This window comes from Bacteroides hominis (assembly GCF_033042785.2).
Taxonomy (GTDB): Bacteria; Bacteroidota; Bacteroidia; order Bacteroidales; family Bacteroidaceae; genus Bacteroides; species Bacteroides hominis.
Genome location: NZ_CP178829.1, coordinates 1,708,604 through 1,725,745 on the forward strand (window position 1 = coordinate 1,708,604; position 17,142 = coordinate 1,725,745).

General features: G+C 44.4%; 7 protein-coding genes. All 7 read left to right on the forward strand.

Going from position 1 to position 17,142, the window contains the following annotated elements; translation table 11 throughout:
- Nucleotides 1–85: 85 nt before the first annotated feature.
- The gene (locus R3O62_RS07240) at nucleotides 86–2,488 is read left to right on the forward strand and encodes a glycosyl hydrolase family 95 catalytic domain-containing protein (protein ID WP_317472415.1); all 2,403 of its coding nucleotides are present in this window, start codon (nucleotides 86–88) and stop codon (nucleotides 2,486–2,488) included.
- Between the two features lie 95 nt (nucleotides 2,489–2,583).
- On the forward strand, nucleotides 2,584–5,865 hold the full coding sequence (locus R3O62_RS07245; RefSeq protein WP_269110203.1) for a TonB-dependent receptor: 3,282 nt from the start codon (nucleotides 2,584–2,586) through the stop codon (nucleotides 5,863–5,865).
- A gap of 12 nt (nucleotides 5,866–5,877) precedes the next feature.
- Entirely contained in the window at nucleotides 5,878–7,446 is a 1,569-nt protein-coding gene (locus R3O62_RS07250; protein WP_269110204.1) for a RagB/SusD family nutrient uptake outer membrane protein, read from the forward strand.
- 5 nt (nucleotides 7,447–7,451) lie between these two features.
- Nucleotides 7,452–9,344 carry a right-handed parallel beta-helix repeat-containing protein gene (locus tag R3O62_RS07255; RefSeq protein ID WP_317472414.1) on the forward strand — a complete coding sequence of 631 codons (1,893 nt, stop codon included), beginning with the start codon at nucleotides 7,452–7,454 and terminating at the stop codon, nucleotides 9,342–9,344.
- On the forward strand, nucleotides 9,325–12,243 hold the full coding sequence (locus R3O62_RS07260; protein ID WP_032540274.1) for a glycoside hydrolase family 2 TIM barrel-domain containing protein: 2,919 nt from the start codon (nucleotides 9,325–9,327) through the stop codon (nucleotides 12,241–12,243). The genes R3O62_RS07255 and R3O62_RS07260 overlap by 20 nt, the downstream gene beginning before the upstream one ends.
- Nucleotides 12,244–12,277: 34 nt before the next feature.
- A complete protein-coding gene (locus tag R3O62_RS07265; RefSeq protein WP_317472413.1) occupies nucleotides 12,278–14,338 on the forward strand; it encodes a DUF5054 domain-containing protein in 2,061 nt (686 codons plus the stop codon).
- 7 nt (nucleotides 14,339–14,345) lie between these two features.
- Nucleotides 14,346–17,129, forward strand: a complete 2,784-nt coding sequence (locus tag R3O62_RS07270; protein WP_413958305.1) for a beta-galactosidase — start codon at nucleotides 14,346–14,348, stop codon at nucleotides 17,127–17,129.
- Nucleotides 17,130–17,142 lie beyond the last annotated feature (13 nt).

Consider the following 17,142-nt stretch of genomic DNA (forward strand, 5'->3'; position numbering starts at 1 on the left):
GTACTAAAAAGGCCTTTCGGAATATTTATTTTGAATATGAACCAGATGTCTGTACATAAAGATATCACAATGATTATGTGTTTATATGAAGTATTTGTTTACTTTGTTGATGGCCTGTCTCCCGTTTTCCTTTACTCATGGGATTAAGAGCCATCCATCTTTTCTAAATTCGTCCGGACGATGGGTAGTTTGGTCCGAAAAACCTGCTGCATCCTGGCAGGATGCATTCGTTACCGGTAATGGAAGTCATGGAACAATGGTGATGGGACAGCCGGGAGAAGAAAGGATTATCTGTGTCCACGAAGAATTATTTATAAGGGGATGGGACCGCAATAAAGTGGCGGTTCCTTGCACCGCTTCTTTGCTCCCGCAAGTACGAAGTCTGATGGAATCAGGAAAAAGTGATGCCGCGGATGCGTTGATGACGAGCGAAGCTGATTGCCAGTTGGTTGCCATGGGAGCCCGCCAACGTTGGCCTTTGATTCCTCATCCAGCTTTCGACCTGTGTATCCGGCATACGGGTATACCTTTACAAACCGAAAAGCAGTATAGAAGGCAGCTCGACCTGGAGACTGGAGAAGTGCTCACTTCCTGGTACGAAAACGGGAAGGTGACGGAATCTGTGTTCTCGTCCAGGGAGCATAATGTGAATGTGGTCCGCTTGAAAGCCGATGAGGGTAATAAGATGAATCTGGTGCTGAGTCTGAAAGAGACTCCTGGGCGTGAAGGTATGCACTTTGATCATAACTTGGACAGTGCTTTCTCATCGGTGAAAGCAGAAGCCGTGTCGGGTTGGTTATCCTATCGTGCCGGCTATAAATATGATGTCGGTGGCTATGAAGGGTTAGCCCGTGTGACGGTTAAGGGAGGAAGTATGACGGCTGAAGGAGATTCTTTACGGATAACGGACGCTGAAGAGGTGTTGGTGCTCATTAGGATCACTCCTCTGAAGGAGGCCCGTTTATCCGTGCGTTCGTCCGTACAAAAAGAACTGTCGGGTTTGCCGCTTGATTATGGTAAGTTGCTGAAACCTCATAGCCGGATACATGGGGAAATGTTCCGCCGCATGCAGTTAGATCTGGGATGTTCGTCCGACTGGAAGACCGTTCCGACTGAGAAAATGCTTTCGACGATTCACGAATGTGGGGTTACTCCTTTGTTTTTAGAGCAGATCCACGCAATGGGCCGTTATCTATTGATTTCTTCGTCCGGCAAATATCCGCCTCCCTTACAAGGAATTTGGGGAGGAGGCTGGAAACCCGGATGGATTGGCGGATTTGTTTGGGATTCAAATATTAATTTAGCTATTTCGGCAGCATCTATGGGCAACTTGCATGAATGTGCGGAGTCTTATATTGGATATGTCGAAAATCTATTGCCGGGTTGGAGACTGAATGCGAAAAACTACTTGGGATGCCGGGGCTTTCTTGTAGCCCATTACAATGATCCGGAAAACGGATATCTGACCCATTTCGGAAGATCTTTCCCCTGGATGTTCTGGGCAGGTGGGGCCGGTTGGAATATACGGCCATTCTACGAGTATGCTATGCTGACCGGTAACGAGACCTTCCTAAAAGAACACGTATTCCCCCTCTATCGGGAGATGGCCGGTTTTTATGAAGATTATCTTATTATGGGCTGTGACAGCCTTTATCATATCTGTCCGAGTGTTTCACCGGAAAACGCATCTCCCGGAACTGATACCTGGCTGAGCAAAGATGCTACGATGGATGTTGCCATTGCCAGAGAAGTGTTTGGCCTGCTTCTGGAGATGGGGCATAAGTTCCGTGTGGATAAGAAAGAACTGGAACGGTGGAGTCATTATCTGCAACGCTTGCCGGCTTATCGGATAAATAACGATGGGGCATTGGCCGAATGGATTGATCCCCATTATCCGGATGTGTATAACCACAGACATCTTTCACACTTATATCCGGTGTTTCCCGGTTCCCGGTTGGGTAAGTCAAAAGGAGATTCCCGTCTTATTAAAGCGGCAAGTGTAGCTTTGGACAAGCGTTTTGCCTTCGATACCGGTTCGGCTCATGGACTAATCCATGTGGCACTACAGGCTGTACGGTTGGGAGATATAGAGAAAGTGAAGACCAATCTGGACCGCTTTTGCCGCCGCCATTATTTATATGACGGACTGGTTACCTCGCATGATCCCGAGCATCAGGTTTACAATCTGGATGCGGTTTTGAGTTTTCCGCGTCTTTTGATGGAAATGCTGGTTTATACGGAAAAGGGGAAAATAGAACTACTGCCGGCTTGGCCTCATGAATATGCCGATGGCTGCATAAAAGGGATACAGGTGTATGGTGGACACACATTGGATATTACGTGGAAATCCGGACAGCTGGTGGAAGCCGTCCTGCATGCACGGCAAAACGAATCCTATGAAGTAGTTTATGGGGATCGGAGAACACGATTACAGCTACGTGAAGGCAAGACTTATCATTTCTCTGCACCATTTTTTGCAGAAAAATGAAAATGACACTCATACCTTCTTTGGGATGGTGTGTTAGCCTATATAGAAAGGCCTTTTTATAAATTATAAAAATAATTAATTTAATACTGTATGAAATGAAAACAAGAACCAGAACGAAAATGCTGTTGCTCTTAGGAGTTCTTTTATTTGGCTTTACTGTTTCGGCATGGTCACAAAAAGTTTCTTTAAATTTTAATAATGAGAGGGTAGAGAAGGTACTGTCTTCTATAAAAAGCCAGACAGGGTTAGGGCTGGTGTTCAGCGATCAATTGATCAACGTAAACCGTAAAGTATCCATTCAGTTGAAAGATGCCACTCTGGAGGATGCGTTGACAAAACTATTGGCAGGAACGAAAGTTACTTTTGAGGTAAGAAATAATAAGATTTATTTTATTGAAAAGAAAACGGACCAACAACCCGGTTCCCGGAAGAAGAAGGTATCTGGAGTGGTGAAGGACGCTATGGGGGAACCTGTCATCGGAGCCAATGTTGTTGAAAAAGGAGCAGGCACCAATGGGGTGATAACAAATCTGGATGGGGAGTTTACGCTGGAAGTTCCGGAGAATGCTTCTTTGACTGTCAGTTACATCGGCTATCTGCAACAAGATGTTTCGACAAAAGGGAAGGATACGTTTAACATCATTCTGAAGGAGGATACCAAAACCCTGGAAGAGGTGGTAGTTGTGGGATACGGTGTTCAGAAGAAAGTGAATCTGACGGGAGCAGTTGCTGCTGTCGATTCCAAATCATTGCAAAACCGTCCGGTGACTAACGTATCGAATGCCATCCAAGGGTTATTGCCCGGTGTGACTGTCATTTCCGGAACCGGACAGCCGGGAAGTGACAATACAACCATTCGTGTGCGTGGTGTCGGGACTTTAAATAACTCTAATCCGATGTATGTTGTGGATGGTTTACCCGTATCCAGTATCAATGAGGTAGATCCCAGCGATATCGAGAATATCTCAGTACTGAAAGATGCCTCTTCAGCAGCTATTTACGGTTCACGTGCGGCAAATGGAGTTATCCTGATTACTACTAAAAAGGGAGGTGATAAAGCACCTACTCTACGTTATGATGGCTATGTGGGCTGGCAGAAACCTACAGCTCTTCCCGAATATCTTCATTCATGGGAATACGCAAAGCTGTACAATAAAGCCATGGTTAATGAAGGTAAGAAACCTATTTATACGGACGAAGAGATTGAAAAGTTCAGAAACGGTTCAGATCCTGACAACTATCCCGATACGGATTGGCAGGGGCTATTCTACAAAACCGGTTTGCAACACAGCCACCGTGCCGAGATTTCGGGAGGTACGGATAAGATGACTTATATGTTCTCTGCCGGTTATCTGGGACAGGACGGTATTATCGATATTGCTAAATACGATCGCTATTCGGTACGGGGTAATATGAATGCCAAGATGGGAAAGTTTACAGCAGGGATGAACCTTTCTTTCACGTATGGTGAGGCACAGGAACCTGTGAGTGGTTTTACCGGTGAGATGTCTAATATCTTTTCACAAATCAACCAGATCGCCCCTTTTATTCCTTATAAATATTCAAACGGATATTATGGATATGCCAATGACGGTAACCCGTTGGCTTTTATCGAGGAAGGCAACTTGCGTACTACCAAGCAACACATCACCAGAGCCATCGGAAATGTGAGCTATGAACCGGTCAAGGGATTGAAGATTCAGGAAATCGTGGGTTATGAATATAAATCGATCTCCGACGAGAAGTTTATTAAGGATATCCAGTATTATAACTGGAAAACAGGAGAGCCTACAAAATATCAGGGACCTAACAGTCAGACTGATGAACGTAAGAATGGGCTGAAACTGAATTTACAGACACTGGTCAGTTATAACAATACGTTTGGAAAACATACTGTAGGTGCACTGGCGGGATACGAACAGGAATATTACCGTGAGGACTGGACTAAGGGATACCGGAAAAATTTCTTGAACAATGATCTTTGGGAATTGAATGCCGGTTCACCTGATGGACAGACAGCCAATGGCTCAGCCAATGAATACGCATTGCGTTCATTCTTCGGGCGTCTGACTTACGACTATGACAATCGCTATTTGGTAGAGGCAAATATCCGTCGTGACGGAACTTCACGCATCTTTAAAGACTCCCGTTGGGGTGTGTTCCCCTCTTTCTCGGGGGCATGGCGAATCATCAATGAACCGTTTATGGAAGGAACCCGCAATGTACTGTCCGATCTGAAGCTGCGTGGAGGTTGGGGCGTTCTGGGCAATCAGGCTATTTCTTACTATTCTTATCAATCTGTACTTGATCAAGCCAATTATTCCTTCGGTGGAACAGTTGTACAGGGAGTGGCTCCGGTAGATGGTGCTAACCGTAACCTTGTTTGGGAGACCACAGAAACATTGAACTTCGGACTCGATATGGGATTCTTGGGCAATCAGTATACTTTGTCTATTGAAGGATACCGTAAACTGACTTATGACATTCTGATGAAATTGCCAGTGAGCACCTTGTACGGTCTGAATGCTCCTTACCAGAATGCAGGTAAAGTAAAAAATACCGGTTTTGAAATGACTGCAGGCTATAAACTGAATACTCATGGCTGGAACTTCCAGGTGTCGGCTAATGCTGCATATAACAAGAATGAAGTACTTGACCTGAAGAATGGCGGAGCACGCATCTGGAGCGGTAAGTATTTTAATCAGGAAGGTTATGCCATCAATTCTATCGGAGGATACATTGCGGAAGGACTTTTCAAAACAGAAGAAGAGGTTGCCAATAGTGCTACGATACCCGGTACCGAAACTGCACCCGGTGACATCAAATACCGCGATATCAATAATGATGGAAAAATTGACGGAGAGGATCGTGTTTATATCGGTAATACAATGCCTAAGTGGACTTTCGGGTTGAATCTGTTTGCTGAATGGAAAGGGTTTGATGCTACTTTCCTGTTCCAGGGAGCTGCTGATGTGCAAGGGTATCTTGCAGGCCCCGGTGTAGTGGGCGAAATGATCGGAGCAAAAGGTAAGCCGTCTTATATGTACCGTGACTGTTGGGATGCCGAAACCAATCCGAATGGAAAATTCCCGAGAGCATTCTCTTCTTATCGCCAGAACAACAGTATCTATAATCCCTCTTCTTTCTGGATTGTCAACTCTTCATATTTACGTTTGAAGAACTTCCAGTTGGGATATACACTTCCAAAAGAGTGGTGTAATATAATGGGAATTTCACGAATCAGAGTTTATTATAGCGGGCAGAATCTGCTTACCTTTACCAAATTTGATAAAGGTTTCGATCCGGAATCACCCGAAGGAGGAAGCTCTTATCCTCAAGTCAAAACAAATACATTTGGTTTAAACATAACTTTCTGATAGATAATACGTATGAAAAAGATAATATATAGTTTGTTATTTGCCGCTTTGTTCTCGGCATGTAGTACCGATTTTCTGGATCGGAATCCTTTGGACAAACCCTCAAACGAAGCCTTTTGGAGAACTGAAAAAGATGCCATGGCCGCAGCTACAGGATGTTATAATGGTTGGTTTTCTATGGATGAAGTGATTTATGCCGACTGTGCGTCGGATAATGCTTATAATCCTTTTACTTGGGAAGGCTGGGCGGTACAGGCCGCAGGAACAGCGACCCCTACCGATCCGGGTTATAGTTATATGGGATATGGGAACATGGTTCGCTATAATAATTTCCTGGAGAATATCCACCGCCCCGAAATGAATGAAGATTTACGCAAACGCTTGACAGCCGAAGTACGTTTTCTGCGTGCGTGGGATTATTTTCAGAAAGTGACACATTATGGTGATGTGCCGTTGGTAACTTCCGTACTTGAAATTAAAAATGCCAATTTACCACGTACCGAGAAAGCGAAAGTGGTTGAGTTTATCTTGAATGAACTGAAAGAGATCGCTCCGCAACTTCCCGAATCTTACTCCGGAAGTGATGTCGGACGTATTACTCGTGGCGCAGTTTTGACACTGAAAGCCCGTCTGGAACTGTTCGAACACCAGTATGATGATTGTATGGTTACTTGTAGCGAAGTAATGGGATTGGGCTACGAACTGTTTCCCGATTATAAAGGTTTGTTTAAGATTGCGAATGAAAATAATTCGGAAGTTATTCTGGATATACAATATGTAGAAAGCTTGTATGGTAACTGGGTTTTAGGAGTATTGCCTCCGGCCAGTGTGGGTGGATGGTGTTCTATCAATCCTACTCAATCACTGGTAGATGCTTTTGAGTGTGAAGATGGAAAAACGATCGAAGAGTCTGAGGTATATGATCCGAAAGAACCTTACTTGCACAGAGACCCTCGTTTGGCTGTTACCATATTAGCTCCGGGAAATCTATACGAAGGAAAACGTTACGACCCAATTGATGTGAAAGATCCGAATGGAGATTATTATGCTCCCTACGGACGTTCTAAAACAGGATATTTGGTTCGTAAATATGTGGACGATTTGTCTGATTATGCGGATATGTGGGATTGTGGCATGAATGCCATTGTCATGCGTTATGCAGAAGTGCTGTTGATGTATGCCGAATGTAAAATAGAGCTGAATCAGATTGATAATTCCGTTTACGATATTTTGGACGACATACGTACCCGTGCTAAAATGCCGGTTGTAGACAGAACCCGATATACCGGTCAGGAGAAGTTGCGCGAATTACTCAGAAGAGAAAGACGTGTGGAACTTGCTATGGAAGGACTTCGGTGGTTCGATATTTGCCGTTGGAAAATCGGTGAACAAGTGTTGAACGGTAAGGTATACGGTTGTTTACTTGGAACGGTCGATCCTGTAACCGGTGCCCTTTCATTGACAAATGAACGGATTTTTGTTGAGAACCGGAAATTTGATCCGGCAAAGCATTATCTGTGGCCTATTCCGCAGACAGTGATCGATGCCACTCCGGCAATTGTACAGAATCCCAATTATTGATTTGGATGGGGAACCTTGAATACTTATATACAAAGAGTGCAATATTATTGTTTGCACTCTTTGTTACTACAGATGTTTACTCGAATTGTGTTGAATCATGCCCGTCGGGTAGGGAAATTCATGTGTCTTCTTCGCGTGGTAATGATTCTTATGGAGGAGAGGAAGCCCGGCCTTTAAAGACCATACAGGCTGCTGCCAATATTGCGCGGCCGGGAGATGTCATTACTGTTCATGAGGGGGTCTATCGGGAATGGGTGAATCCCCCCGTTGGAGGGGAAACAGCGGATAAACCTATTATTTATCAGGCTGCCGGAGGAGAGTATGTGGAAATCAAAGGTTCGGAGAGAATTAAAAACTGGAAAAGGCTGAGTAATACTACCTGGAGTGTAGCAATCTCGAATAATATATTCGCTGCGTTCAATCCCTATGCTGATACTTTGAAAGGAGACTGGCTTGAAAAAGGTAAATGGGCACATACCGGAGAAGTTTATTTGAATGATCGGGCGCTTACGGAAGCTCCACGACTGGAAAATGTATTATTAAACAAGACAGATAGTGCCCTGTGGTTTTGTAAAGTTACTAAAGACACAACTTATTTGTGGGCTAATTTCGGTCAGAAAGACCCGAATGAAGAATTGACCGAAATAAATGTTCGGCAAGCTGTGTTCTATCCGGAAAAGCCATTCGTCAATTATATTGTTGTGCGCGGATTTCGCATGAGCCATGCCGCTACTCCATGGGTACCGCCGACTGCTGAACAGATAGGATTGGTGGGTACACATTGGAGTAAGGGGTGGATAATAGAAAATAATACGATAAGCCATTCCAAGTGTGTCGGCATTACACTGGGAAAATATGGAGATGAATGGGATAATAAATCCGAATCTGTTGAAGGCTATATACAAACTACCCAACGGGCACTTGAAAATGGTTGGGATGAAAAGCGGATTGGTAACCATTTGGTGAGGAATAACCATATTTCCTATTGTGGTCAAGCTGGAATAGCCGGAAGTCTTGGAGCTGTTTTTAGTAGAATAGAAACGAATGTCATACATGATATCGGGTTACAGGAAACTTTTTGGGGATACGAATTAGCCGGAATAAAATTGCATGCTGCAGTGGATGTAATGATAAGCGGGAATCATATCTATCGGACAGAAGGAGGAATTTGGCTTGATTGGATGGCACAGGGAACCCGGATAAAAGGTAATCTGTTACATGACAACCAGACACAAGATCTTTCTTTGGAAGTGAATCATGGTCCCATACTGATAGATCATAACTTGTTTTTATCTCCGGAACTGGCGCAGATTAGACTTTCGCAGGGAGTTGCGTTCGTCAATAACTTGATTGCCTGGGAGATTTGGCCTACTGATAGCGTTGATAAGCGTGAGCCCCCTTATTTAGAGCCGCATGGTACATCTATTATCGGATTTCATGATTGTCCTTGCGGCAACGTGTCCTATTTCAACAATATTTTCATGCGGACAGATTTGACTCCTTATGATCAGTGTCGTTTGCCAGTGCAAATGAAGGATAACGTGTTTTGGTCAGGGGCTATACCATCCATTCATGAGACTATGTGTGCAGTAGATACCACTCAACATCTGGTTGGGATAAGGAAATGTGAGGATGGCTGGTACTTACAAATAGATGTTCCCGAAAGTTGGGAGAAAGAAAAAAAACGGGTTATTCCTACTGTTGGACAGTTGAGATATGCAATTATTTCAAATCAAGCTTTTGACAAAATGGGCGGACTACCTGTGTCGTTAAAGGAGGACTACTGGGGTAAAAGACGTAAGAGTAAGATAACTTATTGTCCGGGTCCTATTGAGTTTGAAGCGAAAGGATTACAAATGATTAAAGTTTTTTGTGAAGATGAAAAGATTGTATTATAGGATTATTTTTTCTTGTTTAGCTATTCTGTTTCCACTTTCTCTGCTTTATGCGGGGGAAGTGGAGACAAGAATTTCGCTGAACATGAATCTTGGTTGGGCCTTTCACCGCGGGGATATTGTAAATGGTGAATATCCTGATTTAGATGATTCCAGCTGGATAGCCGCTACCCTTCCTCATATTATGCAATTAGAGAAGAAACATTGTGGCGGGGATATTATCTATGATGGAATAGGTTGGTACAGACGCACTTTCAAGGTACCGTCACAATACAAAGATAAAAGGATCAGTATCTCGTTCGAAGGAGTGATGAACGCCTGTGAGGTATTTCTGAACGGGCAAAAAGTATATACTCATCGAGGTGGATATATTGGTTTTGTGGCAGATCTCACTTCCTATCTTAATTGGAATCAAGATAATTTGTTGGCTGTCAGAGTTTCAGCAGAGTATGATCCGCTTACACCTCCCGGTAAGCCACAGGGAGGAATGGATTTTTATTATTACAGTGGTATTTATCGGGATGTGGAAATGATTATTGCCGATCCGCTTCACATCACTCATGCATTAGAAGAGGATGAAGTTGCCGGTGGCGGAGTTTTCGTCACATATCCGATAGTTGAAAAAGAGAGAGCTGTTGCTCATGTAAAAACACATATCAGAAATGAAGGTCAATATCTCCGGAAGGCGCAGCTTCGTACCCGGATGATTGATAAAAACGGTAAAGTGGTAGCTTGCCAACAAGACTCTTTTCGTTTGTTGGCCGGTGAGGCTCTTCATATCGAGCAAGATTTAAAGATAGACAATCCTTTTCTGTGGCATCCATATACTCCCGATCTGTATCAATTAGAAAGTACGGTTATTGAAAATGATAAAGTGACAGATCATTGCGCTGAGGCAGTTGGTATACGTACGATTGCTTACACCCGTGACGGGGGATTTTTCATAAACGGTGAACCGCTTTATTTGCGTGGAGCAAATCGTCATCAGGCATTTGCCTATATTGGAGATGCCGCTTCCAACTCCATGCAAGAAAGAGATGTGATCGATTTGAAACGCGGGGGCTGTAATGCCGTCAGGGCAGCTCACTATCCACAAGATCCTGCTTTCTTGGCTGCTTGTGATAAATATGGGTTATTGGTTGTGGAATGTATTCCCGGTTGGCAGTATTTTAATAAAGATTCTGTATTTATTTCCCGTCTCTATGAAGTCGGGAAAAAGATGATTCGTCGGGATCGCAATCATCCTTCGGTAATTCTTTGGGAAACAGCTTTGAATGAGAGCCGTTATCCGGCGGAAGTGGCCCGGGAATTACATGCCATTGCACATACCGAATATCCCGGCGACCAAATGTATACTGCCGGTGACTACTTCGGACATACGGACCGGGTTGATTATTTTGATGTATTTTATAAACAGGTATCCCGTTTCCCGAAAGATGGGGATGTGATGAGTAATTATCCGGAAGACCAGATTGCGGTGAAACCACTGTTCTGTCGTGAGTGGGGTGACGGCGTAGGAGAAAAACCTCGTGTGAGCCTAATGGAGAATGAAGAGGAACAATTGAAGCAGTGCCGGGGACGTTTTCAGCAGCTTAACGGACATGGATACTTTGACTGGTGCATGCTTGACGCAAATCCACGGATGGGGGGACATTTTTTGTGGAGTTATAATGATTATGCACGTGGAGCAGAGCAGGAAACTATGTTTTGTGGAATGGTCGATATGAATAGATATCCCAAATTCAGTTATTATATGATGCAGAGTATGCGTGATAAGGATATATCCCAACCCGGATTATATGACGGACCGATGGTATTTATCGCGTCACAGAATACAGCTCCGCGTTATGTCTCATCCGTGAAAGAGATTACCGTATTTTCCAATTGTGATGAAGTCCGGTTGTTTCGTAATCATCAACTGATAGGTAAACAGACGCGCATAGAGCGTACTTCGTTTTATCATCCTATTGTGGAGAAAGGGGGAAGTCCCTGTTATGTCTTCGATGCCGGAACCTATGAAGCCGGTGAATTAGTTGCTGAAGGACTGGTAGACGGAAAGGTGGTTGCAACTCACAGTGTGCGTACTCCCGGACAACCCCGGCAGATTGAAATCTGGTTGAAAGAAGATGGAATACAACCCATAGCGGATGGTTCGGATATGATTCCTGTCTATTTTAAGATCTGTGATTCGTATGGAACTCCCGTTAATACTTCAGATGTCAGGATATATATATCCGTATCCGGCGAAGGGAGTCTGATAGGGGATGGTATAGAGCGTATCGGGGTTAATCCTCAGCAAGTAGAGGGTGGAATCGGATACACACTGATACGGACTACTTGTCGTCCGGGTAAAATTCATGTTTCGGTTTCGGCTGATGGGCTTAAGGGAGATAGCCGGGAGATTACGACCCGAAGATATAACGGAGCGTATGTGCCTGAGGGACAACATGCTTCCTATATCGGAAATGAAGAGGAAGGAGCAGTTGTGAAGGCAACTGCTTGGGAAAATATAATTCGTACAAAAACTCCGTTGAAAATAGTGCGGGTTGAAGCCACTTCGGAACAGAAACGTTATACAGCCGCATGCATTACAGATGGAGACGATTTTTCGTGGTGGATTGCTGACAATGAAACTCAGCCTCAAGTAGTAACGCTTGAACTGGATAAATCCGAGAAAGTGTTTGCAAGCCGTATCCGGTTTCAGAAGGATAGTTCCACTTATACACATAAAGTGGAAACCTCTATCGACGGAAAAAATTGGGAACTTCTGTATGAACGTGAGTGTACGGGGTGGGATTTTAAGCCGGTGCAGATCGGTAAGGAACTAAAATATATGCGTATCACCATTGAGAAAAGTTCGGAAGGAGCAGCCGGACTGGCTGAAGTCACAATCTATAAGTAAATTGATAATTGGAATATAAAAAGAGACTACTACCATGAAAAATTTTTGTTTATATATTCTTTTAGGATGGTTTGCTTCGCTACAATGTTTGTGTGCTGAGAAAGAACCGGTAAAGGATGCGGATATACAAAAGGTGTACGTAATATTCAAGACCCATTTAGATGTAGGATTTACTGATTGGGGCTCTAAAGTGATTGACACCTATACCTATAATTTCATTCCGGCAGTTTTAAATCTGTCAGAAGAAATTATGAAAGATTCGTTGTCACAGATTGATTATCCCTGGACTTGTGGGTCGTGGCTTATCTGGAATTATTTGGAAAGGGCTTCAAATAAAAATGGACAACGAATGAAGGAAGCTATTGGCCGGGGAGACTTTACCTGGCACGCAATGCCTTTCACAATGCAGGTTGAATTGTGTGATAGTGCCATGCTGTCCGCAGCATTGAATATTTCGAAAAAACTGGATCTGCTTTTTGGTCGGAAAACGATTGCTGCAAAAATAACGGATGTACCCGGTGTCACGAGGGGGGCTATTTCTGTCTTAAAGCGGAATGGGATTCAGTTGTTGCATGTAGGGACAAATCCGGGTGCAGCTGTGGCACGATTTCCGGAGATATTTCGCTGGAAGAATGCTAAAGGCGATGCCATTAATGTAATCTATCAATCAGACTATGGCAAACCGGTGCATCTGCCCGGAACAAAAACTGCTGCGGTTTTTTGTTTCACTCATGACAATCATGGACCACATTCCTTGAAAGAGATTAAGCGAATCTATGCCGGCTTAAAGCAAAAATATCCGTCAGCCCGGATCATACCGTCTTCGTTGAATGAAGTAGCTCTTGAATTGAGTAAAGTTGAGAACAGTCTGCCGGTCGTTACTCAAGAGTGGGGAGATACGTGGATATATGGTATTGGCAGTGATCCTATGAAAGTGGCTCAGTTCCGTCAGTTAATGCGTTTACGTAATCAATGGATACAGGATGGTAAGCTAAAGGTTAATAGTGAAATGGATACACAGTTTTGTATTCCTTTGCTGTTAATGGCTGAGCATACATGGGGAGTGGATGTAAAGTGGTATTTGAGGAATTTTGATAAATATCAGTTCGATCTTTACCCTTCCTTTCTGGACAGTGAAGAAGCCCGGTATTCCGAACGCTCCTGGAGTGAAAAGAGAGAATATATTTATCAGGCTATATCCAAACTCACTCCGGCCTTGCAATACGAAGCGATGCAAGCTCTCATGAAACTGGTTCCGGTGAAAAATCAAGATACTGATTTCCGTTCCTACCGTTCAAAAGCAAAGATAAATACCCCATTTTTTCGGTTTGCTTTCAATCAGGAGAATGGTACACTATGCTATCTGGAAGATAAACAAAAGGGCATTGTTTGGGTAGATGATACGCAGGGCTGGGGGGACTTTGCCTATCAACGTTATTCCGGAGCCGATTTTGCACATTTTATTGATAGGTATTGTCCAAAGAATCCGGAAGGATGGATGTTGGCGGATTATGGAAAGCCCGGGCTCGATAAACTGTCTGTTACCCATGGGATATGGAATTATAAGGCATCGGATATCCGGATAAAAAAGGAGGTCGGACAGACCACTGTCCGGATTCGCCAGCAATTGAATGAACCTGTTTATGGTGCACCGGAGTATGTTGAAATAATATATGTATTCCCGTATGACTCACCTGATATCAAGGTGGAGATCAATTGGTTTGATAAACCGAAGAATCGTGTTCCGGAAGCTGTTTGGTTTTCGTTCTTTCCAAAAGCCTGTGATTCGAAAGTTTATGTTGATAAGATGGGAGAGCGTGTCGATGTGGAAGATGTTGTTTATAACGGAGCGAGGCAGATACACGGAGTGACGGGAGACGTTCTCTTTTCCAGTGGAAAGGGAAAATTGAGTCTTGAGTCTTTGGATGCTCCTTTGGTGGCGTTTAATAATCGTGATTTATTGTCATTCGACAATAAGGTTGCAGACCCCGATGCCGGTATCCATTTCTGTTTATTGAATACTCTATGGGGGACGAATTATCCGCAATGGTTTGGAGATAATATGAAATATCGTTTTAAACTTAAATTTTATTGAAAATCAGATGAAACAACCGTCTAAGAATTGGTTATTATGTGTCCTATTGGGGATGATAGTGTGTTCCTCAGCAACGGCTCAGAAGTTGCCCGAGAAACAGTTTTTCCATCCCGACCGGGTGAGATACGACAAAGATTGCTTTACAATCGAAGGGAAAGATATTTTTATACTCAGTGCTGCATTCCACTATTTTCGTTGTCCGCAAGAGTTGTGGCGTGACCGTTTCAGGAAGATCAAAGAAGCAGGGTTTAATACAGTGGAAACTTATGTGCCCTGGAATTGGCACGAACGGAATATGCCTAAGAATGTAGATGATTATTCACAATTTGACTTTGATGATCTGAAAGCATGGCTGCGTATGGCACACGAGGAGTTCGGATTTTATACCATTGTCCGTCCTGGCCCTTTTATCTGTGCCGAATGGGCGGGAGGGGCATATCCCCGTTGGTTGGCTAAATATTGCCCGGACAGTTATGACACCAGTTTCTGGCTCCGGAGCAACCATCCCGAACATATGAAATGGTCTGAACACTGGTACAATGCTGTTTGCCGGGTATTTTGTGATGAACAGCTTACACATAAGAAACCCGGAGAGAAAGGAATCATTATGGTGCAGCTTGAAAATGAATATATCTATTTTGATATGGAATCTGAGAAGAAAGAAGAATTTCTGCGTGTACTGTCAGATGCTTGTATCCGGAATGGTATCGATGTTCCCCTTTTCACTTGCGTAACTCCCGAAGTTCGCGGCTCGCACGATCCGGTGATCAGTCAGTTATTCGATATGGATAATCAATATGTATGGTGGAATATGCATGAAGCCAAGTCACGTATTGAAAATCTGAAAGCAGAACAGCCCAATGCTCCTGCCTTTGTGTGTGAGTTGCAGGGAGGGTGGTTCTCTACGGTTGGCGGACGCTTGAGCGAAGATAGCTATCTGGACGGACGGCATGCCCGGGGAATGGCATTGATGGCAATGGCAGGAGGTTCTACCGGGTTGAATTACTATATGTTTTTCGGTGGGACACATTTTGACGGCTGGGGAGCACGACGTATGACTACCACTTACGATTATGGAGCTCCTTTGAAAGAAACCGGAGGCGTTGGAGAGAAATATGCTGCTGTGAAAGGAATCGGTGAGGTGGTCGGTAAATTTGGAAGCCGGCTTGTCAGAAGCAAGTCTGTACCGTTTGAGATGAAAGGAAATGATAATCTGACGATGGGGGTACGCCGGGCTACGGACGGAACTTTATTTATTTTCTTACTGAACCGTGATAAAAAGCAAGAATTCCGTCAGATAGTCAGCTTGACTATAGAAGGAAAGCCGATGCGGATAGATTGTCGGTTGGGGGCGCTTGACAGTAAGTTACTGGTACTTTCTCCCGGAGGCACTTCGACCGAATGGTATCCCCGTGAACAGGTATTGCCGGCACGTCCGGTTGCACTTCCTGCCGCCATATCAGTAACGAAAGTATGGCGAAAAGACGAAGATTTTCGTGGTGACTGGAAGCCTTTGCGCAAAGGTGTATCGCTTCCCGAATTGGGTGTGAACGATTGCCGTTATTCTATGTATCGCAGCCGGGTGAACCTCACTCAAAAGGAAGTAGATCTTTACGGTTCGTTGGTGTTCGAGCTTTTCACTGGTGACCCGGTTTACGTACAAGTGAACGGAAAGTTTGCCGAGCGGGTGTCGAGAGACGAATTGGATAACACCTTTATCGTTTCAGGATTGTTGCATAAAGGAATGAACGAAGTGGTTGCTATCTACGAAAACCGGGGACATGCTCATGGTTACCGTCCGATGGAAGAGTTGAGCGGACTCCGGCAAGCCGGTTTCGGTCGTAAACAGACGGGAATTTTGCCGGTAGAGGAATGGGAAGTAAGAACCATTGATAAAGAGGAACCGCTGTCTGCCTTGCTTGCCGAAGAAACGGGCTGGGAAAGAATACGGCTCGATCAACGGACCATTGACAATCTGGCCACTTTGCAGATAGCCGGACTTGAAAAGCCGGAATGGCCTGCTGCCTGGATTTTGCAGGAGAAGGCCGGAAGTGCAGTTTATCGTACACACCTTAGGTGGACACCGGAGATGATTCGGGAAGGAATGACTGTTCTGGAATTTGGCTGTATCGATGATGCCGGAACTTTGTGGGTGAATGGTAAGGAAGTGGGTACGCACGAAGAATGGGATAAGCCTTATGTAGTGAATGTTGCTCCATTCGTCAAACCTGGCGACAATGAGATAGCTATTGTGGTGAGTAACCAGAGTGGGGCAGGAGGCCTCCTTAAGGCTGTCCGCCTGAAACAGGAATTCGAAGTGATTAAAAAAATAAACTGGGAGGTCTCTGCCGATCTGGGAGGAATCTGTCAGGGCTGGAACAGAGAACCGGATAGTACGGAGGGCTGGTCGGTAGCAGAGCTTCCTGCAGATTATCCTTTAGTCCGTAAAGGAAGGATTACAGAAACTCTTGAAGCCGGTGTCGGACGGGATGCATTGCTTACCTGGTATCGTCTTGAGTTTGATATGCCCCGGAATGATCCTTCTGTCCGGATACCTTGGAAGTTGATAGTAAATGCTACGGGTACCGGTTATATGTGGCTGAACGGACATAACATCGGACGCTATTGGGAGGAGGGCCCGCAACGGGAGTTCTATCTTCCGGAATGCTGGCTACGTCCCGGTGAAAAGAATGTGATAGTGTTGGGATTGCGCCAATCTGAAAATAAAGGTGCCCGTTTGTTTGGGGCAGAAGTGGCTCCTTATGTTGAAGATGCTGAATGTATCCAATAAAAAAAGTACAAAG